Annotated in this window: 22 protein-coding genes; 19 read left to right on the plus strand and 3 right to left on the minus strand. The window is 60.8% G+C overall.

Annotated features, from left to right (window positions below; translation table 11 throughout):
- Window positions 1-25: 25 nt before the first annotated feature.
- A complete protein-coding gene (gene sppA / locus CNQ84_RS09640) occupies window positions 26-994 on the plus strand; it encodes a signal peptide peptidase SppA (RefSeq protein WP_096004806.1) in 969 nt (322 codons plus the stop codon).
- Here the strand turns inward: sppA and CNQ84_RS09645 are convergent, their stop codons facing one another.
- Window positions 995-1573: a Maf family protein gene (locus tag CNQ84_RS09645; protein WP_096004668.1), complete on the minus strand. Its 579-nt coding sequence runs from the start codon at window positions 1571-1573 to the stop codon at window positions 995-997.
- A gap of 131 nt (window positions 1574-1704) precedes the next feature.
- Between CNQ84_RS09645 and CNQ84_RS09650 the strand changes: the two genes are divergently transcribed.
- The 13 genes from CNQ84_RS09650 (at window position 1705) to CNQ84_RS09710 (ending at window position 11842) form a co-directional block, all read left to right on the plus strand.
- On the plus strand, window positions 1705-2226 hold the full coding sequence (locus tag CNQ84_RS09650; RefSeq protein ID WP_096004669.1) for a YceD family protein: 522 nt from the start codon (window positions 1705-1707) through the stop codon (window positions 2224-2226).
- A 19-nt stretch (window positions 2227-2245) separates the two neighbouring features.
- Window positions 2246-2428 carry a 50S ribosomal protein L32 gene (gene rpmF, locus CNQ84_RS09655; protein WP_065335934.1) on the plus strand — a complete coding sequence of 61 codons (183 nt, stop codon included), beginning with the start codon at window positions 2246-2248 and terminating at the stop codon, window positions 2426-2428.
- Window positions 2429-2431: 3 nt separating this feature from the next.
- Window positions 2432-3451: a phosphate acyltransferase PlsX gene (gene plsX, locus CNQ84_RS09660; protein WP_133065887.1), complete on the plus strand. Its 1020-nt coding sequence runs from the start codon at window positions 2432-2434 to the stop codon at window positions 3449-3451.
- A 158-nt stretch (window positions 3452-3609) separates the two neighbouring features.
- Window positions 3610-4548, plus strand: a complete 939-nt coding sequence (gene fabD, locus CNQ84_RS09665) for an ACP S-malonyltransferase (RefSeq protein WP_096004671.1) — start codon at window positions 3610-3612, stop codon at window positions 4546-4548.
- Between the two features lie 10 nt (window positions 4549-4558).
- On the plus strand, window positions 4559-5299 hold the full coding sequence (fabG, locus tag CNQ84_RS09670) for a 3-oxoacyl-ACP reductase FabG (protein ID WP_096004672.1): 741 nt from the start codon (window positions 4559-4561) through the stop codon (window positions 5297-5299).
- 174 nt (window positions 5300-5473) lie between these two features.
- On the plus strand, window positions 5474-5710 hold the full coding sequence (gene acpP, locus CNQ84_RS09675; protein WP_088275384.1) for an acyl carrier protein: 237 nt from the start codon (window positions 5474-5476) through the stop codon (window positions 5708-5710).
- Window positions 5711-5921: 211 nt separating this feature from the next.
- The gene (gene fabF / locus CNQ84_RS09680; protein ID WP_096004673.1) at window positions 5922-7163 is read left to right on the plus strand and encodes a beta-ketoacyl-ACP synthase II; all 1242 of its coding nucleotides are present in this window, start codon (window positions 5922-5924) and stop codon (window positions 7161-7163) included.
- Complete coding sequence (pabC, locus tag CNQ84_RS09685; protein ID WP_096004674.1) at window positions 7160-7993, plus strand: aminodeoxychorismate lyase; 834 nt, start codon at window positions 7160-7162, stop codon at window positions 7991-7993. Before fabF ends, pabC begins: the two co-directional genes overlap by 4 nt.
- A gap of 5 nt (window positions 7994-7998) precedes the next feature.
- The gene (gene mltG / locus CNQ84_RS09690; protein WP_096004808.1) at window positions 7999-9048 is read left to right on the plus strand and encodes an endolytic transglycosylase MltG; all 1050 of its coding nucleotides are present in this window, start codon (window positions 7999-8001) and stop codon (window positions 9046-9048) included.
- Window positions 9045-9677: a dTMP kinase gene (gene tmk, locus CNQ84_RS09695; protein WP_096004675.1), complete on the plus strand. Its 633-nt coding sequence runs from the start codon at window positions 9045-9047 to the stop codon at window positions 9675-9677. The genes mltG and tmk overlap by 4 nt, the downstream gene beginning before the upstream one ends.
- 1 nt (window position 9678) lies before the next feature.
- Window positions 9679-10662, plus strand: a complete 984-nt coding sequence (locus tag CNQ84_RS09700; RefSeq protein WP_425439962.1) for a DNA polymerase III subunit delta' — start codon at window positions 9679-9681, stop codon at window positions 10660-10662.
- Window positions 10663-10700: 38 nt separating this feature from the next.
- On the plus strand, window positions 10701-11057 hold the full coding sequence (locus CNQ84_RS09705; protein ID WP_096004676.1) for a PilZ domain-containing protein: 357 nt from the start codon (window positions 10701-10703) through the stop codon (window positions 11055-11057).
- 5 nt (window positions 11058-11062) lie between these two features.
- Complete coding sequence (locus CNQ84_RS09710) at window positions 11063-11842, plus strand: TatD family hydrolase (protein WP_096004677.1); 780 nt, start codon at window positions 11063-11065, stop codon at window positions 11840-11842.
- Window positions 11843-12090: 248 nt separating this feature from the next.
- Here the strand turns inward: CNQ84_RS09710 and CNQ84_RS09715 are convergent, their stop codons facing one another.
- Entirely contained in the window at window positions 12091-13254 is a 1164-nt protein-coding gene (locus tag CNQ84_RS09715) for an aminotransferase class V-fold PLP-dependent enzyme (protein WP_096004678.1), read from the minus strand.
- A gap of 193 nt (window positions 13255-13447) precedes the next feature.
- On the opposite strand from CNQ84_RS09715, the gene CNQ84_RS09720 reads away from it, so the two are divergent.
- Together CNQ84_RS09720 and CNQ84_RS09725 are read left to right on the plus strand one after the other, a co-directional pair.
- Window positions 13448-14095 (plus strand): TetR/AcrR family transcriptional regulator, encoded by a 648-nt coding sequence (locus tag CNQ84_RS09720; protein ID WP_096004679.1) that lies wholly within the window; start codon window positions 13448-13450, stop codon window positions 14093-14095.
- Window positions 14096-14159: 64 nt separating this feature from the next.
- Window positions 14160-15173, plus strand: coding sequence for an amidohydrolase family protein (locus CNQ84_RS09725; RefSeq protein WP_245841322.1), 1014 nt, complete (start codon window positions 14160-14162; stop codon window positions 15171-15173).
- Between the two features lie 33 nt (window positions 15174-15206).
- Here CNQ84_RS09725 and CNQ84_RS09730 read toward each other — a convergent pair whose 3' ends face one another.
- On the minus strand, window positions 15207-16874 hold the full coding sequence (locus tag CNQ84_RS09730) for a carboxylesterase/lipase family protein (RefSeq protein ID WP_096004681.1): 1668 nt from the start codon (window positions 16872-16874) through the stop codon (window positions 15207-15209).
- 202 nt (window positions 16875-17076) lie between these two features.
- Between CNQ84_RS09730 and CNQ84_RS09735 the strand changes: the two genes are divergently transcribed.
- From CNQ84_RS09735 to CNQ84_RS09745, 3 genes are all read left to right on the plus strand, one after another.
- Complete coding sequence (locus CNQ84_RS09735) at window positions 17077-17973, plus strand: radical SAM protein (RefSeq protein ID WP_425220647.1); 897 nt, start codon at window positions 17077-17079, stop codon at window positions 17971-17973.
- A 22-nt stretch (window positions 17974-17995) separates the two neighbouring features.
- Entirely contained in the window at window positions 17996-18595 is a 600-nt protein-coding gene (locus CNQ84_RS09740) for a DUF4823 domain-containing protein (RefSeq protein WP_096004682.1), read from the plus strand.
- Window positions 18596-18663: 68 nt separating this feature from the next.
- The gene (locus CNQ84_RS09745) at window positions 18664-19251 is read left to right on the plus strand and encodes a DUF1285 domain-containing protein (RefSeq protein WP_096004683.1); all 588 of its coding nucleotides are present in this window, start codon (window positions 18664-18666) and stop codon (window positions 19249-19251) included.
- Window positions 19252-19322: the final 71 nt, after the last annotated feature.

The raw sequence follows: 19322 nt of genomic DNA on the forward strand, positions 1-19322 counted from the left end.
TCAGGATCGCTGGACGGAAGGCAATATGGTATCGGGTGAGCAACGCCGTGAGGCCAAGGAAGATGCCAAGGCCTGGAAGCTGCTTGAAAATACGCTGACCGCTTCGTTGCAGGAGCAGCGTCGCTCGCGTCGCTGGGGGATTTTTTTCAAGACGCTGACCTTTGTATATCTGTTTGTTGCGCTCTTGCTCATCTCGCCGTTTGGCAAGATGGGTGCGGCAACCAGTGTCGGGCCGCATACGGCAGTGATCGAGGTGCGTGGTGTCATTGCTGATCAGGAGGAAGCCAGCGCCGACAACCTGGTAGGGGCGCTGCGTGAGGCGTTTGAGGATGAAAATACCAAGGGTGTGGTGCTGCGTATCAACAGCCCGGGCGGCAGTCCGGTACAGTCCGGCTACGTCTACGATGAGATCAAGCGTCTGCGTGCGCTGCATCCGGATATCAAGTTGTATGCGGTGATTACCGATCTTGGTGCATCCGGTGCTTATTACATTGCGTCGGCGGCGGATGAAATTTACGCGGACAAGGCCAGTCTGGTTGGCTCGATTGGTGTAACGGCTGCCAGCTTCGGCTTTGTCGATACTATGGAGAAGCTGGGGGTGGAACGCCGCACTTACACGGCCGGCGAGCATAAAGCGTTTCTTGATCCTTTCCAGCCAGAGAAGCCGGAGGAGAAGGCGTTCTGGCAGCAGGTGCTCAATACCACCCATCAGCAATTCATTGATAGCGTGAAGGCGGGGCGTGGTGATCGCCTGAAGGAAAATCCGGATCTGTTCAGTGGTCTGGTGTGGTCGGGTGAGCAGGCGCTGGAGCTTGGCCTGATTGACGGGTTGTCCAGCACCTCTGCGGTTGCGCGTGACGTGATTGGTGCAGAGGAGTTGGTGGACTTTACCCGTCAGGAGTCGCCGCTGCAGCGTTTCACTCGTCAGCTGGGCGCCAGTATGGGGGCTGAATTGGCTACCCGTGCCGGTCTGGGTGGTCCGCAGCTGCGCTGATCAGGGGAGCTGAACGCCTTCTTTTGCCAGCATGGCGCGCAGGCGGATAAGCGGCAGGCCGATCAGGCTGTTGGGGTCGTCGCCCTGCATGCGTTCGATCAGGGTGATGCCCAGGCCTTCGGACTTGAAGCTGCCGGCGCAGTCGTAGGGCTGCTCACTGCGCAGGTAGCGTTCGATTTCGTCGCCGGTCAGTGAGCGAAAGGTGACATGGTAGGGCTCGACGGTGCCCTGGCCTTGTTTGCTGGCGCTGTTGTAGAGATACAGTGCAGTAGAAAAGGTCAGGGTGCATCCGCTGCTGCGGTTGAGCTGATCAACTGCGCCGGCGTGGTCGAGTGGCTTGCTGACGGGCTCTCCGTCCAGCAGGACAACCTGGTCGGAGCCTATGATCAGATGGGCGGGGTAACGCTCGGCCAGGGCTTGTGCCTTGCTGCGGGCCAGGCGCTCGGTCAGGCTGGCTACGCATTCGAAGGGGTGTGCTGTCTCGTCAATGTCCGGCGCTGCGCACTCGAAGGGGAGTTGCAGGCGTTCGAGCAGGGCTCTGCGGTAGACTGAGCTCGAGGCGAGGACAAGTGGCAGCATGGTGACTCTCCGGTGGGTTGGGCGCTCATGGTGGCGGCATCTGTGGGCGGTTTGCGAGCCGCCGAACGGCACGACGATCGAGTCTAAATAGTTTTGACAGGCGGGGCATGTGCCCCTAGAATTGCGCGCTTATGTCTGGAACCATACCCCCGCACATCGAGCCGCTCCGGCTGGTAGACCGCAGAATCACGCTGAAAGGCGTGGTGAAGACGTCCAGCCTTGGGCGTTTGGCTGCGCTGCTGGATGCACCGACGGGCGATGTACAGGTCGAACTGTACTTCTCTCGCGACGAACAGGGTATCGCCACCATGCATGGCCGTTATCAGGTAGATGCACCGCTGGTGTGTCAGCGTTGCCTGGAGCAGGTCGTGGTGCCGATTGACAGTGAATGTGATGTGGGGTTTGTAAAAAGCGACGAGGCCGCCAAGCAGCTGCCGCGTCGGTATGAACCGGTTTTTGTGGGTGAGGAGCCTCTCGATCTGTTTGCGCTGATCGAAGACGAGCTGCTGTTGGCGCTGCCAGCAGTGCCGATGCATCCGCCACAAACATGTCAGCATCCGCCAGGGTATCGCCCTGAGACGGCGGAGCTGGAGGAAAAGTCTGAGAAGCCTAATCCTTTCAGCGTGCTGGCCAATTTAAAACGCGATACCTGAGCTTAGGAGCTTATTAGTCATGGCTGTTCAGCAGAACAAAAAGTCCCGTTCCGCACGCGGCATGCGTCGTTCCCACGATGCGCTGTCCTCCGCTGCCTTGTCTGTCGACAAGACCACTGGTGAAACTCATCTTCGTCACCACGTTTCTCCTGACGGTTTCTACCGTGGTCGTCAGGTAGTGAACAAGGACAACGACGAATAAGTTTTGTCCGCGTCAATCCGCATAGCGATTGATGTGATGGGCGGGGACCGCGGTCCCCGCTGCATTGTCTCCGCTGCCCGGCGCAGCCTCTCTCTGTATCCCTCCCTGCATATCACTCTGGTTGGCGCTGCTGATTGCGTTGAACCGTTGCTGACACCTGCCGATCTCGCCTCCGGGCGGATTGTCTTGCGGCCTGCCCGTGAACAGATTCTTGCTGATGATCCGCCTGCCAGCGTACTGCGTGGCAAGCGTGATGCGTCCATGCGTGTCGCCTTGCAGCTGGTGCGCGATGCCGAGGTGGACGGCTGTCTGAGCGCCGGTAATACCGGGGCGCTGATGGTACTGGCGCGCTCGGTGCTGGGTACACTCGATGGTGTGCGGCGGCCGGCAATCATGGCGGCCCTGCCGGTGTCCGGTAAGCTCTGCCACGTACTGGATCTGGGCGCTAATGTCGACTGTCCGGCCGAGCAACTATTCGAGTTTGCGCTTATGGGCTCGGCTGCCGCTGCGCAGTTGAGCGGTAATCCGGCGCCGCGGGTGGCCTTGCTCAATATCGGCAGTGAAACCCACAAGGGCAACCGTCAGGTGCGTGATGCTGCCGCCTTGCTGGCGTCCTGTGCCCAGCTGAATTACATCGGGCACATAGAGGGTGACGGGCTGTTTCGGGGTGAGGCTGATGTGGTGGTGTGTGACGGTTTTGTCGGTAATGTGCTGCTGAAGGCCAGCGAGGGTCTGGCTGGCTATCTGCAGGCCGAGTTGCGCGCGGCAGTGGCGGGTAGTCGTCTGCTACGCTGGCTGGCACCGCTGGTATTGCATGCGACGCGTGCCGTGCGCGAGCGCCACGATCCGGCGCGCTACAACGGGGCCAGCTTGCTCGGGTTGCGCGGTGTTGTGATGAAGAGCCATGGCGCGGCAGACGAGGCGGCCATGGTGGCGGCCATTGGACACACCATGCGCGCCTGCGAGGTGCGGCTGCCGGAGCGCATTGCCGGGTGTGTGCAGGAATATCGGGCTGGGCTGTGACCTTGGTCGGGAGCGGCGCATCCAAAAAAACAGTTGGGGTCTGTTGCTGTTTTGTGCACCTGCTTGTTGCAGTCTGCAAGATCGCCCGTCAGGCGACAAAAAAACGCAGCGTGGTCCAGCCCCTTAGCTCTGCAATCTTTTGATAACAGGATGATGATATGACGTATTCCCTCGGCTTTGTTTTTCCCGGTCAGGGGTCGCAGTCGGTTGGCATGCTTGGTGAGCTGGCTGAACAGCACGCCGTCATCAAGGATACCTTTGCCGAAGCCTCTGATGCATTGGGCTATGATCTGTGGGCGCTGAGCCAGAATGGTCCCGAAGCTGATTTGAATCGCACTGACCGCACGCAGCCGGCTATCCTGAGTGCATCGGTAGCGCTCTGGCGCCTATGGTGTGAGCAGTCTGCTGCACGCCCTGACTTTGTTGCGGGCCACAGCCTGGGTGAGTATTCGGCGCTGGTTGCCGCCGGTGTACTGCCGTTTGCCGAGGCTGTTCGCCTGGTTGAGCGTCGTGGCCAGCTGATGCAGCAGGCCGTCCCCGAAGGGCAGGGCAGCATGGCGGCGATTCTGGGCCTGGAAGATCAGCAGATCATTGATCTCTGCGCTGCAGCCTCTCAGGGTGAGGTGGTTAGCGCGGTGAACTTTAATGCGCCGGGGCAGGTCGTTATTGCCGGCCAGGTGGCGGCGGTTGAGCGTGCCATTGAAGGTTGCAAGGCCGCTGGTGCCAAGCGCGCGCTGCCACTGCCGGTCAGTGTGCCCTCGCACTGCGCACTGATGCAGCCAGCCGCCGAGCAGTTGGCGGACGACTTTGCTGCGCTGACCTGGCAGGCACCTGAAATTACCCTGGTGCAGAACGTGACGGCGCGTCCGGCGGCCGATCAGGCGGCGCTGCGTCAACTGCTGGTTGAGCAGCTCTACAGCCCGGTGCGCTGGGTTGAATCGGTGGTATATATGGCTGATCAGGGTGTGACTGATCTGGTCGAATGCGGTCCGGGCAAGGTGCTCGGTGGGCTGAACAAGCGTTGCGCCAAAGGCGTCAACAATCACAGCCTGGAAAGTGCTGCGGGTTTTGAGGCCTGTCGCGCACGGTTTGCTTGAGGAGCAGGACATGAGTCTGGAAGGAAAGGTAGCGCTGGTCACCGGCGCGAGCAGAGGCATTGGGCAGGCGATTGCTCACGCGCTGGCAGCGCAGGGTGCCGTCGTTGTAGGGACAGCAACCAGTGATCAGGGCGCCCAGGCAATTGGCGAAAAGCTGGCGGCTGCAGGCTACAAGGGCACCGGCATGAAGCTGGATGTACGTGACCCTGAGTCGATTGCAGCCGTGCTGGCTGCGATCACGGAGAGCTACGGTGCGCCGGCGATCCTGGTCAACAACGCGGGTATTACTGCCGATAACCTGTTGATGCGCATGAAAGATGATGAGTGGGATGACGTCATCGGCACCAACCTGAGCTCGGTCTACCGTTTGTCCAAGGCTGTCCTGCGGGGCATGACCAAGGGCCGCTGGGGGCGTATCATCAACATCAGTTCGGTAGTCGGTGGCATGGGTAATGCCGGTCAGTCCAACTACGCGGCAGCCAAGGCGGGTATGGAAGGTTTTACCCGTGCACTGGCCCGTGAAGTCGGATCCCGCGCCATTACTGTGAACGCGGTTGCGCCTGGCTTTATTGACACCGACATGACGCGTGCGCTTAATGACAGCCAGCGTTCGGTCATGCTGGAGCAGATTCCACTGGCGCGCCTGGGGCAGGCTGAGGAAATCGCAGCAGCAGTTGCTTTCCTGGCGAGCGAAAGTGCGGGCTACATTACCGGTGCTACACTGCCGGTCAACGGTGGCATGTATATGTAACTGGCTGCCGCCGGTGGCACAGCTGTCGGCGGTGACGAGTTTCAATAGGTGGAAGCCGCAGGCTTTGACCTCATTTGCGTCAGATACGATTCACGCTTGAAACCAAGAGAATTGTTTCTATAAACTACCCGCAGTCCGGCTTCTCGGAACTGCAAATAGGAGTGAGAACAAGGTATGAGTACCATCGAAGAACGCGTCAAGAAAATCGTTGCCGAGCAGCTCGGTGTCAAAGAAGAAGAAGTCACCAACAGCGCTTCTTTCGTTGAAGATCTTGGCGCTGACTCCCTGGACACCGTTGAGCTGGTGATGGCTCTCGAAGAAGAATTCGAGACCGAGATTCCGGATGAAGAAGCCGAGAAGATCACCACCGTTCAGGAAGCCATCGACTACGTGAATGCTCACCAGAAGTAATCACGTCGCTTGCTGACATAAAAAGCCGCAGTGCCTCACGGACCTGCGGCTTTTTTGTGTCTGCGTGTTTTGGCCGGGCGCAGCAGAGCCGGCCGGCTTGTTGATGGGCGCCGGCCTGTCTTGCCGCTGTCGTCGTTTGCGTCGACAATAGGGCAGTTTCGCGGCCGGTGCCGGCTGTCGTGATGTTCAAGCGTTTAATAAGGAGTGTGCCGTGTCGCGCAGACGCGTGGTAGTAACTGGTCTGGGAATGTTGTCTCCCCTGGGTAATACGGTCGAAAGCAGTTGGCAGGCCGCGCTGGCGGGCAAGAGTGGTATCGGCCCGATCGAGCATATGGATGTCAGTGCCTTTTCTACCCGTATTGGCGGCTCAGTACGCGACTTCGAGGTTGAGCTGTACATGGCGGCCAAGGAAGCGCGTAAGCTGGATCTGTTCATTCAGTACGGTCTGGCGGCCTGTATCCAGGCCATCAAGGATTCCGGTCTGGAAATCTCCGACCAGAACCGTGATCGCATCGGCGTGGTGATGGGCTCGGGTATTGGCGGTTTGACCAATATCGAGAAGAACCACGAGCAGTTGCTGAGCAGCGGCCCGCGCCGGATTTCGCCTTTCTTTGTGCCAGGGTCGATCATCAACATGGTCGCGGGTTACCTCTCCATCCAGTATGGTTTGCAGGGACCCAACTATGCACTGACCACGGCATGCACTACGGGTACGCACAGCATCGGCATGGCTGCGCGCAATATCGCCTACGGCGAAGCCGACATGATGGTCGCTGGCGGTTCTGAAATGGCCACCACCGGCCTGGGTCTGGGCGGCTTCAGCGCGGCGCGTGCCATGTCCACCCGCAATGATGACCCGCAGGGTGCCAGTCGCCCCTGGGATCGTGACCGCGATGGCTTTGTCCTGTCCGACGGTGCCGGCGCCATGCTGCTGGAAGAGTATGAGCACGCCAAGGCGCGCGGTGCGACCATTTACGCCGAGCTGGTCGGCTTCGGCATGAGCGGCGATGCCTATCACATGACCGCACCACCGGAAGACGGTCGTGGCGGCGCCAAGTGTATGGACAACGCTCTCAAGGACGCTGGCCTGAATCCGGACGAGGTGGATTACATCAACGCCCACGGGACGTCGACTCCCGCCGGCGATGTTGCCGAGACGCGTGCAGTCAAGAGCGTATTCGGTGCCCATGCCAGCGAACTGGCGATCAGTTCGACCAAGTCCATGACCGGTCATCTGCTCGGTGCTGCCGGCGCCGTCGAGGCCGTGTTCAGTGTGCTGGCGCTGCGTGATCAGGTTGCTCCGCCGACCATCAACCTGGACAACCCCGACGAGGATTGCGATCTGAACTATGTTCCGCATCAGGCGCAGCAGCGCGAGCTGAATGTGGTGCTGTCCAACTCCTTCGGTTTTGGTGGCACCAACGGCAGCCTGGTATTCCGTCGCTGCGAATGACGGGGGTCGGCAAAGTAGCGGGCTGGACCCAGGTCAATGGCGAGCTGGCTGACAGCTTGCCCCTGAGTGACCGGGGGCTGGCCTACGGTGACGGCCTGTTCGAGACGTTGCGGGTGGTTGGCGGGCGCATGCCGTTGTTGACGCGTCACCTGCAGCGTCTGCAACGTGGCTGCGCGGCCTTGTCGCTGTCTGTTGATCTGGCGTTGATCGAGGCAGAACTGGTGGCTGCGGCCGCAAGGCTGGGTGAGGGCGTGTTGAAGCTGACACTGACACGTGGTTCCGGCCCGCGCGGTTACGCACCGCCAGCGCAGTCGACGCCCAGTCGCATTCTCTCCGCTGCGCCGCTAGCGGCTACCGATCCCCGTCGTCGCGATGGTATCGCACTCTTTCCCTGCCGCACCCGATTGTCCGAGCAGCCGTTGCTGGCGGGGCTCAAACACCTCAATCGGCTGGACCAGGTATTGGCGCGCGGCGAGTGGCAGAGCACGGAGTTTGCCGAAGGGCTGGTCTGTGACCAGCAGGGACGGCCGGTCGAGTGCACCATGAGCAATCTGCTGGTCTGGCGCGATGGCGGCTGGATTACGCCGTCGTTGGACCATTGCGGTGTGCGCGGTGTCATGCGTGACTATCTGCTCGATACGCTGACGGCGCAGGGCGTGCCGGCTGAAGAGCGGGTTATGGATATGGATATGCTGTACAGTGCGCAGGAAGTCTGCTGCTGCAACAGCCTGATTGGAGTCTGGCCGGTGGTGCGGCTGGGCGAGCGGAGCTGGCCGGTAGGGCCACAGACCCGCCTCCTGCAAACCCTGGCAGAACAGGTTTATCAGTGAAAAGTATTGGCAAATTTTTAGTCGTAGCGCTGTTTCTGGGCGTGGTTACAGCGCTGTGTGGTGGTGTCTGGGGGTTTGTCACCCTGCAGCGAGCGCTGCATCAGCCGCTGCAGCTGAGCGATCCCGAAACGCTGGTGGTTCAGCCGGGCAGCAGCCCGGCGCGGGTGTTCAGCGAACTTCAGCAGCAGGGTGTGCTGCATGATGCCGCCTGGTTGCGGCGCTATTGGCAGTGGCAGATGGAAGGCGCGGTGCTGCACGTTGGTGAGTACCAGTTGCAGCCGGAAATGACTGCGGCAGAGTTGCTGCACATGATGGAGCGGGGCGAGGTGTTGCAGCGCTCGGTGACGCTGGTCGAAGGCTGGAATTTCCATCAGGTGCGTGCCGCACTGCGTGCTGCCGACAAGCTGAAGCAGAGCCTTGATGCTGATCTGAGCGATGCCGAGGTGATGGCGTCCCTGGGTTTTGAGGGTGAGCATCCGGAAGGTCGCTTTTTCCCCGACACCTATCAGTACACCCTGGGTATGAGCGATCAGGATATTCTGCGTCGTGCCCATGAGCGCATGGCCTCGGTGCTTGCCGAGGTCTGGGATACGCGCGCCGACAACCTGCCGATCAAGTCCCCCTACGAGGCGCTGATTCTGGCCTCCATTGTTGAAAAGGAAACCGGCGTGCCCTCTGAGCGTGGCCAGATTGCAGGCGTCTTTACTCGTCGTCTGCAGATAGGTATGCGTCTGCAGACCGACCCCACGGTGATCTACGGTATGGGGGCTGACTATCAGGGCAATATCCGTCGCCGTCATCTGCAGCAGGCCACGCCCTATAACACCTACGTCATTGACGGGCTGCCGCCAACGCCGATTGCCATGCCCGGACGCGAGGCGCTGGAAGCTGCGGTCAAGCCGGAGCCCGGAAAGAGCCTCTATTTTGTCGCCAAGGGCGATGGCTCCCATGTGTTCTCCAATTCGCTGAGCGAACACAATCGGGCGGTGCGTGCCTATCAGCTGCAGCGGCGCAGCGACTACCGCTCCAGCCCGGCACCGGAGGCAGCGCCATGACTGGCGTCTTTGTCACCCTGGAAGGCCCTGAAGGCGCCGGCAAGTCGACCAACCTCGCTTATATTGCCGCTGCGCTGCGCGCGGCGGGCTGTGAGCCGTTGCTGACCCGCGAGCCAGGCGGCACGCCTATCGCCGAACAAATACGCGGGCTGTTGCTGGCGCACCATGAAGAGCCGATGGACGATGATGCCGAGCTGCTACTGGTGTTCGCCGCTCGCGCGCAGCATCTGAATCGGGTCATTCGGCCGGCCCTGGCGACTGGTCGAGTGGTCATCAGCGACCGCTTTACCGACGCCACCTATGCCTATCAGGGCGGTGGCCGGGGTATTGACCTGACGCGCATCGCCGCACTGGAGCATTGGACCCAGGGTGACCTGCGACCCGACCTGACCCTGGTGCTGGACGTACCGGTCGAGGTCGGTATGACCAGAGCGCGCGCACGCAGTGCGCTGGACCGCTTCGAAAGTGAGCAGCAGTCGTTCTTCGAGGCGGTGCGCAGTAGCTATTTGAGTCGGGCGGAGCTGGCGCCCGAGCGCTATGTGATCGTCGATGCCAGCGCTGATCTGGATCAGGTCCAGCAGCGTCTGCAGCCGTTCATCGACCAGGTTCTGGAGCGTTGGCGTGGCTGATGTGACCACCGCGATGCCCTGGCACCAGGGGCACTGGCAGGCGCTGGTGGGGCAGCAGCACTTTGCTCACGCCTATCTGTTTACCGGGCCGTCGGGTGCAGGCAAGCGCGCTTTTGCTTCCGCGTTCGCGGCCTGGCTGATGTGCGAGCAGCCAACTGGCGGCCACGCCTGTCAGCAGTGCCGGAGCTGTCTGTTACGTCAGGCCGGCAGCCATCCCGATCTGCTTAGCATCGCGCCCGAAGAGCAGGGCAAGGCGATTCGCGTTGATGCCATTCGCCAGTTGGTCGACTTTATTGCCCAGACTGCCCAGCAGGGAGGCCGCAAGGTGGTGTTGCTGCAACCGGCCGAGGCAATGAACCAGAATGCTGCCAACGCATTGCTCAAATCCTTGGAAGAACCAACGGCTGATACTTATCTGCTATTGATCAGTGATCAGCCCAGCCGCCTGCTGCCGACCATTCGCAGCCGTTGCCGGGTGCAGCCACTGGGCGCTCCGGGTCAGCAGCAGGCGTTGTCCTGGCTCGCCGCTGAGTTGCCTGACAGCACTGCCGAGCAGCAAGGCTTGCTGCTGCAGATGGCGGGTGGGGCACCTTTGCGTGCGCTGGCGCTGCAGCAGATGGACGCCTTGGCCCTGCGTGACAAGGTTGTTGAGGGCGTCAAGGCGCTGCTTAAGGGGCAGATATCGGCGCCGCGCCTGTGCGAGCAGTGGAACGCGGTGCCGGTAGAGCTGTTGCTTGACTGGTTTGCCGACTGGACGCTGGATTTGCTCAAGCTGCAGCAGCGGGCCCAGGAAACGGCCAGCAACGCGGACATGGACAAGGTGCTGGGTTACATGGCGCAACGTGTGCAGCCGCTGGCGCTGCTACACTGGCAAGAGTGGTTGCTGGCACATCGCCGCCAATTCGATAACAAAGCGAACCTTAATCGCCAACTGTTTCTGGAAAAGCTGCTCGCAGAGTGGAAAACGCTGGCTGAAAGGCGTTAACCTTCCAGCCATTGCCTGATACCAAAAAGGAATAACAGATGACCACCCCTGCTGCTCCGGGTCCGCGTAACGGCATTCTGTCGCTGACCATCAAGGACAAGTCTGTGCTGTACGCGGCGTACATGCCGTTCGTCAAGCACGGTGGGTTGTTCATCCCGACCAACAAAAGCTACCGCCTGGGTGATGAAGTCTTCATGTTGCTTAACCTGATGGAAGAGCCAGAGAAGATTCCGGTTGCCGGCAAGGTCATCTGGGTGACCCCCAAGGGCGCTCAAGGTAACCGCGCTGCGGGCATCGGCGTGCAGTTCAGTGACCAGGACAATACCGCCCGCAGCAAGATCGAAACCTATCTGGCCGGCGCGCTGCAGTCGGACCGCCCGACCCACACCATGTAGTTGTTATGCTGATTGACTCGCACTGCCATCTTGATCGCCTTGATCTGACTCCCTACGACGGTTCCCTTGATGCCCTGCTGGATGCTGCCCGTACGCGCGGCGTCGGCAAGTTTCTGTGCATTGGCGTGGACGCCAACAATGCCGCCACCGTTCAGCAACTGGCTGATGCACACGCCGATGTCTTCTGCAGCGTCGGCGTGCATCCGCTCGACCTGAAGGATGGACGAGCAACAGACCTGGCCTGGCTGCTGGACCAGTTAACGCACCCGCGTACCGTGGCCATCGGTGAGACCGGGCTGGATTATCACTATGAGTCGGAGCTGGCTGAACAGCAGAAGGCGTCTTTTGCCATTCATCTGCAGGCGGCTCGGGAAACCGGCAAGCCCGTGGTGATCCACACCCGCGCTGCCCGTCAGGACACCCTGGACATGCTGCGCGAAGCCGATCTGGCCAATGCCGGTGTGTTGCATTGCTTTACCGAAGACTGGCCCATGGCTCGTGCTGCGCTGGATATGGGCTACTACATCTCGCTCTCGGGTATCGTTACCTTCCGCAATGCCGACGCGCTGCGTGAGGTCGCCCGGCAGGTGCCGGCTGACCGCCTGCTGGTCGAAACCGACTCACCTTATCTCGCCCCTGTACCGCATCGTGGCAAGCCCAATGAGCCGCAGTACGTTTGCGAGGTGGCGGCGTTTCTCGCCGAGCTGCGCGGCGAACCCCTGGAGCAGTTGCAGCAGCAGACCACGGATAACTTTCATCGACTGTTTCCGCTGGCTGCTGGTTGATCACAACCGGGTCCATGCTCGTCGCGTTCACCTATCCTTTCGACAGCACAAAAAAAACCCGAATTCTGGGGGATGAATTCGGGCCAAGACCATTAGGAGTGATACAGAGGCAGGACAGAGCCCGCCCGTTCAGGAATGACACTTGGGGGGTATGTCATTCCTGATAGCTTCAGTATTGTCGAAATTGTCCGGCTTTCCACCGCGCTTTGCCGCTTTTATAAACTGATTTGGAATACGCTCGACCCAGCTTATCGTGAAGGGTTGTTATTGCTTGTTTGGTTGATCAATTCGGCCAGTCGTGCCAGTGCGCTTTCCAGTGTCGACTGCGGTGTGTAGAAGTGCGGCGACCAGCGAATGCCGCCACCGCGCAGCGCACAGACAACCCCCCGATCCATCAATGCCTTGTGCAGTGCCTTGTGGTCTTGGCCGGCTACTGAAAAGGTGATGATGCCCGAGCGGCGCCCAGGGCGCATGTCGCTCAGTACCTGGACTCCAGGCAAGGCTTGCAGGCGCTCAGCCAGCAAGCAGATACGCGCGTCCAGCTGTGCGGCAACCCACGGCATGTCGGCTTCGAGCAACAGCGACAGGCTGGCCGACATGGCCTGCTGGGCCAGGGTATTCGGACTGCCAGCCTCGAACCGGCGGGCTGAGCGGGCAGGGTGCCAGTCGCTGCGGTCGTAGTCGCCGATGGCCTCGACCATATGCCAGCCGTGCTGGGTTAGCTGCAACTGGTCGCGGACTCTGGCATGGCAGAAGAACACGCCCAGCCCCTCCGGCGCCAGTAGCCACTTGTGCCCGTCGGCCATAGCGAAATCGCAATCGATCTGCTGAACGTCAAATGGCTGCGCGCCGAGGGTCTGGATGGCATCGACGCAGAACAGCACGCCGCGCGCGCGGCAGGCGGTGCCCAACTGTTGCAGATCCAGCCGCAGGCCGGTGCCGTACTGTACCGAGCTGATGCTCAGTAGCCGGGTGCGAGGCCCCATGGCGTCGATCAGCGCCTGCTCGGGCTCGCTTCCCAGGTCAACGGCAATGACCTCTACTCCCCGACCGGCAAGGGCTTCCCAGGGCAGGCGGTTGGACGGGAATTCCTGATTGCTGATGATGACCTGGTCGCCGGGCTGCCAGTCCACGCCTTGGGCAACGAATGAAAGTGCCTCGGAGGTATTCTTGACCAGGGCAATATCGTCACTGTGCGGTGCATTCAGCAGGGTGCGCAGCTGATCGCGCAGCTGGCGTTCGCCGCGGCTCCAGCGAGGGTAATCCTGCGCGCCCTGTTGCAGGTTCTCGCTGGCGAAGGCGCTGACGGCCTCGGCAGCGCGTTTGGGCCAGGGCGCGACAGCCGCGTGGTTGAGATAGCAGAGGCCGTTTGCCTGCGGAAATTCCGCTTGCCAGCGGTGGTCATCAATCATACGAGGCTCCCGGTGTCATTTCTGCCAATGTCCGGACTCCTGGTACCAAAGGGCTCCCCAGGTCCGCCAAATGGCCTTGCAAAGCCTATTTAGACACAGTTGAACTGGATAGTCAGCTTGTAAGCAAATATGGGCACAGGGTCATCACTTTGGCATAATGATGCACTTTGCCAAATTGAATCCGGGTAGCTTAATGCAGAAAGAGTCACGAAAAGTCCGCGAATTTCGTCGTCGCGAACAGGAAATTCTGGATAGTGCCCTGCGCCTTTTCCTTGAGCAGGGCGAGGACAGCGTCACGGTGGAGATGATCGCCGATGAAGTCGGGATTGGCAAAGGCACCATCTACAAGCACTTCAAGTCCAAGGCCGAGATTTATCTGCGCTTGATGCTTGATTACGAGCGCGACCTTGCCGAAATGATGCATTCCGAAGCGATCGAGCGTGATAACGCTGCCTTGCCGCGGGACTACTTCGAGTTTCGCATGAGCGATCCGGAGCGCTATCGCCTGTTCGACCGGTTGGAAGAGAAGGTGGTCAAGTCCAACCAGCTGCCGTCTATGGTCGAAGAGCTGCATCAGATCCGCACCTCCAACTTCAATCATGTAACCGGCATGATTCAGTCGCGTATTGATGACGGCAAGCTCGAAGATGTTCCGGCGTACTTTCACTATTGTGCCGCCTGGGCGCTGGTGCACGGCGCTATGGCCATGTACCACTCGCCGTTCTGGCAGGATGTGATCAAGGATCAGGAAGGGTATATGCAGTTCCTGATGGATGTGGGTGTGCGCATGGGCAACCGCTTCAAGCGGCGCAAGGAAACCGAGGCGGCTGACCCCTCCTGAACTCCCGGTCCAGGCGACAGTCTGAGCTTTCGGAGCCCACGACAGGAGTCGCCCCGTGCCCTTTATTCGCAGTTTCTTGACCGGCGCTGTTTGCGCCGGTTTGCTGTTCTCGACGTCGCTGTCTGCGCGCGAGTACAGCTACAGTGACGCCCATCTGCATTTTGTTGATTTCTTCCAGGAGAGTGCCGGGCTGGACAGCCTGATCGAGGCCATGGATGAGGCCAACGTCGAGCATGTGATGTTGTCCGGTATTCCGGTGGCCAAGCAATGGCATGAGAACGAGCCCAAGCGGCCGCGTTACTATGCCGGTGATGACGGCAGTGCCTACTGGTTCAGCGCCACTGATCTGCTGATTGCCAAGGCGCTGGAGCAGGTGCCGGCTGATCAGCGCCACCGGTTCCATCCTTTTCTTTCCGGCTTCAACCCAAACGACAAGAATGCCGATGCGCACATACGCCGTATGCTGGAGTTGTATCCGGGCGTGTGGCAGGGGCTGGGGGAGGTCTTTACGCGCCATGACACCTTGACCGCGCTGATCCACGGCGAGGCGCCGCGTGCCAATAGCGAAGCGATGAACCGGGTATATGATCTGGCCGAGGAGTTTGATCTGCCGGTGATGGTGCACAGCAACATTACCTCCTGGCGCGAGCGAAATCCGCTGTATCTGCAGGAAATTGAAGAGCCACTGCGTAATCACCCAGGCGTCCGGATCATCTGGGCCCATGCCGGTACCAGCATGGAGATTCACCGCCATCAGGATCGTCTGGAGTTCTTGCTGCCCACGCTGCGGCGCATGCTGACGGCCTACCCCAACCTGTATATCGACATGTCCTGGACGATGCGCGAACCTTATCTGCTGAATGCAGAGGGCGAGCCTGACCCGGAGTGGGTGCGGTTGGTGGAAGACTTTCCCAGCCGCTTTATGCTCGGCTCCGACGTAGTCGGTCGCTTCGACAGCCTGGGTAAGTATATGAGCGGGTTTGATCCCTTTCTGGATGCCTTGAGCGAGGATGTTGCCCGCGCTGTTGCGCTGGACAACTTCCTGGCGGTATTGCCCCGCGCGCCAAGCGAAGATTGAACGGCCCCGCTGGTGGCGGGGCCGTTGCTGGGGTTACCGCGCTGCCGGCAACGTCAGTGGCGGCGCCTGCCAGTAGGCGCAGTTGTGGTAGCCCAGGAAGGTAAGGGCGCTACTGCTGGCGGCATTGGGTACATCCAGTACCTGCAGGTTGCCGGTGGCGGCCTGGGCCCAGCTGGCAGCAACGCCGTCGGTGGTGTTGGGGTCGCCGGTCTTGGCGAACTGTGTCCAGTAGTCGACCATTTCCTCGGACAGGCTCAACAGATCAGCCGTGTCACCAGAGTAGCGTGTCTGCATTACGCTATCCGGGTAGAGCACGTACGGAATCTCGCCGGCATGGGTGGCGCCCAGCGGGAAACTGACGGCCACCGGCGGTACCAGTGTCCAGGGCGCGTCCTCATCGCGGAACCAGTACTGAAAGGTGTTCATGCTGGCACCCGCGAAGGTGCTGGCATGCACGTAGGCGTTGCAGGCAAACATGAAGTCGGTCCAGATCGCCGATAGCGCCGCTTCAAAGGGCTTGGCACTGCCGGCTACCCGCGCCAGGTAGTCGGTCGCAATCTGATCGGCGTCGTAGGGAACGCTGGCCTGATAGGGCTGAAAGAAGGCGTCGACACGGCTGCGGTATTCGGCCTCGTCGTCGATCGGGTTGCCGCCAACCTCATCCAGCGCCACGAACAGCGTGCCTTCGTTCTGGTTACTGCCGATCAGCACATCCAGGCTGTCATTGAAGCTGCCTTCGTTCAGTGCCTGCATGATCGACTTGGGTAGCAGGTCGGAGTCTGGGTCGACAGTCGGCATGGATTGCGACCCTTGAGCGGCCAGCAGGCTCGACACCGGCAGGGCGCGCAGACAGTCGGCGGCGGTGTCTAGGTCGGTACAGCCCAGGGCGTTGGCGACGCCCACACCGCCGGCCTGTGCCGCAGCCTTGGGCACCTGGAAGGGAGCGTATGAGCCGCTCTGCACGATGGCGCGCTGGAACAGGCCCTCGGTTTCTGCCCGTGGCGAGACGATGTGGCTCATGACACTGTGGCCGCCGGCGGACTCACCAAAAATGGTGACGTTATCGGCATCTCCGCCGAAGGCTTCGATATTCTGTTGCACCCAGCGCAGGGCCTGCTGCTGGTCCATCAGGCCGAAGTTGCCGCCGTTGGACGCGAGTGAGGGGTGGGCAAGGAAGCCCAGGTTACCCAGGCGATAGTTGAGGGTAACCACCACCACATCTTCTGCCGCCAGGCGGGTCGGGTCATACTCGCCACCGCCGTTGCCAAAGACAAAGGCGCCGCCGTGAATCCACACCATGACCGGCAGGTCCTTGGCGTCGGTTGGCGTGTACACATTGAGGTACAGGCAGTCTTCGTCGCCGGCTGCGGCGCCGGTGGTGATGTCGCTCTGCGGGCAGCTGTTACCGAAGTCCTGGGAGAGGGTCAGTGTGCCGTTGCGCGCCTCAGGTGGCTCTGGCGGTGCAAAGCGCCGTTCGCCGACCGGGGGCTTGGCGTAGGGAATGGCGCGGAAGATACGCAGGTTGTCTGTCTTGATGCCGAGCACCTGGCCTTCCGTGGTGCTCACGGCCAGCGGGTTGGGCGTGGTGTCGTCGCCACCGCCACCGCTGGACAGGCAGCCGGTTAATGACAGCGCGGCAACCGCCAGGCTGAGGGTCTTGAATAGGGGGAGCCCGTTCGGGCGCGGGAAAGCAGCGTTCATTATTGTTGTCCTGTGCTTGGAAAAGGTCGGGGCAATTGCTCAGGTTGTCTCGTGATGGAGCAAACGCCTCGGCTGGCACGCAGACTATATGTGAAGTGCATCACGCCGGGCTAAACACGTCCGGGTGGTGTGAAAAGATGGGGCAGGTGGTTATGATGTCCGGTTTTTGTCGTTTGCAGTGCCATAAGAAAGAGATGCCCTGATGATGCAAGAAGCCTTTCCTGTCAGTTACATAGAACCGGTTTTTCGTCCGCCAAGCGAGGCGCACTCGCTGATACTGCCGGTAACCAACGGCTGCTCCTGGAATAAGTGCACCTTTTGCGAGATGTACACGGCGCCGCAGAAGAAGTTTCGCGCCCGTGATGAGGCCGAGGTGCTGGAAGAGATTCGCAAGGTGGGTGAACGCTATATTGTTCAGCGCATATTCCTCGCCGACGGCGACGCCATGGTACTGCCGACCCATCGCCTGCTGCGCATCCTGCAGGCTATCGCCGAGCACATTCCCAGTGTCGAGCGAGTGACCTCTTACTGCCTGCCGCGCAACCTTAAGCGCAAGTCGGTAGAGGAATTGCGCGAGTTGCGCGATGCCGGGTTGGCTATGCTCTATGTGGGCGCCGAGTCGGGTGATGATGAGGTGCTGGAGCGGGTCAACAAGGGCGAAAGCTATGCCTCCACAGCCGACGCCCTGAACAAGGCCGGGGAAGCGGGGCTGAAGCGCTCGGTGATGATTCTTAACGGTCTGGGCGGCAGCACCTTGAGTGATCAGCACGCCGACCACTCGGCTCGTCTGGTGAATGAAACCCAGCCCGAGTTCGTCTCCACCCTGGTTGTCAGCTTCCCTCAGGGCATGGAGCGTTTTCAGGCCCGTTATCCGGATTTTGCGCCGCTGACACAGGAGCAGCTGTTCCAGGAACTGCTGCGTTTTGTCGGTGCGCTGGAGCTGGACAACACTACTTTTCGCAGCGACCATGCATCCAATGCGCTGGTGCTCAAGGGCGAGCTGGGCCGGGACAAGGCGCAGTTGTTGGGGCAGATCGAACAGGCGATCGCCCGTCCGCACTCGGCGGGTCTGCGGCCGGAGTGGATGCGCGGTCTCTAGCTGATAACTGAGGGCAGGTCACATGCGCACCTTGTTGATTGTATTGGGAATGCTGTCACTGACTGGCTGCATGAAACCGTCTGACATGCAGCAGCAGGCCGGCTACTACATGGGCGATGCGGGCCTGCTCAATCATTATCGCATCGAGCGCAGCAGTACCTGGGTGCTGCAGTCTGACTCCAAACTGTACATCGCTCAGGGGCATTTTCTGCCGATTGGCGAACCCTACGCCCGCCCTAATGTCGTAGCAGAAGAGGCGTTTGCTGCTGCGGTTGAGGTGTTTCCGGTAGTACGTCGCTCACCCCAGCCGTTAGGGCTGGAGGAAGCGCTGGCCGAAGCCGGCAGCTTTGGCTACGACTACCTGCTCTATACCCGCTTTGCCGCCGCCGACGATGCGGTGGGCAGCCGGGAAGAATGGGAAACCTCGGAGCAGTGGGGCGATGTCGGTCGAGACCGCGGTGTGCTGCAGCTGATGCTGCTTGAAGTGGGCTCGCGCCATCTGGTGGACTACGCCCGCATCGAGACCCGTGGCGGTTTTCTGCAGTTTTATAACGCCTCGCCCGATGACCTGCTGCGGCCACCGCTGCAGGACTACACCCGGCAATTGCTGGGTCGGCACTGACAGGCTGGGCAGGGCATTACGCGCTGCCGGTTCGCAGTTGCCGTCCGGCAGATCCAACAGGAGAGCTCATGTCCCGTCGTGCACCACCCCCGCAATCCCTTCTCGACAGCATTCCTCAGCGTGGCGCGTTGCAACGCCGCGAGCCCGCCCCGGTAGAGCAGTGGGATACACCGTTGAGCGGCGAAATGGACATGCGCATTGCTCGCGACGGCACCTGGTATCACGAAGGTGACGCGATTGAGCGCAAAGCGCTGGCCCAGTTGTTTTCCAGCATTTTGCGGCTGGATGAGGATGGCCGCTACTACCTGGTAACCCCGGTCGAGCGCTGGGGCATCCAGGTCGATGACGCGCCCTTTGTGGCTACCCGCCTGCGTATCGAGGGACAGGGCGAGCAGCAGCGCCTGCACTTCACTACCAACCTGGAAGACGAGGTGACGCTGGACGCCGAACATCCGCTGCGCGTGCAGGTCGACCCCGACACCCAGGAGCCGGCCCCCTACATTCTGGTTCGCGGCAATCTCGAAGCGCTGATCGGACGTAACGTGTTTTACGAGCTGGCCGAGCTGGCTGTCGAGCATGAGCAGCAAGGGACTGCCCGCACCGGCGTCTGGAGCTGTGGTCAGTTCTTTGCCCTGGACGGCAGCCAGACGAACTGAGCGTCTCCTGTACCTGCCTATCAAACTCCCCTATATCCCCCAACAGGGGGGTAAATCCTCTTGGGTGACGT

Origin of the sequence: Pseudomonas abyssi, assembly GCF_002307495.1 — a bacterium.
Classification (GTDB): Bacteria; Pseudomonadota; Gammaproteobacteria; order Pseudomonadales; family Pseudomonadaceae; genus Halopseudomonas; species Halopseudomonas abyssi.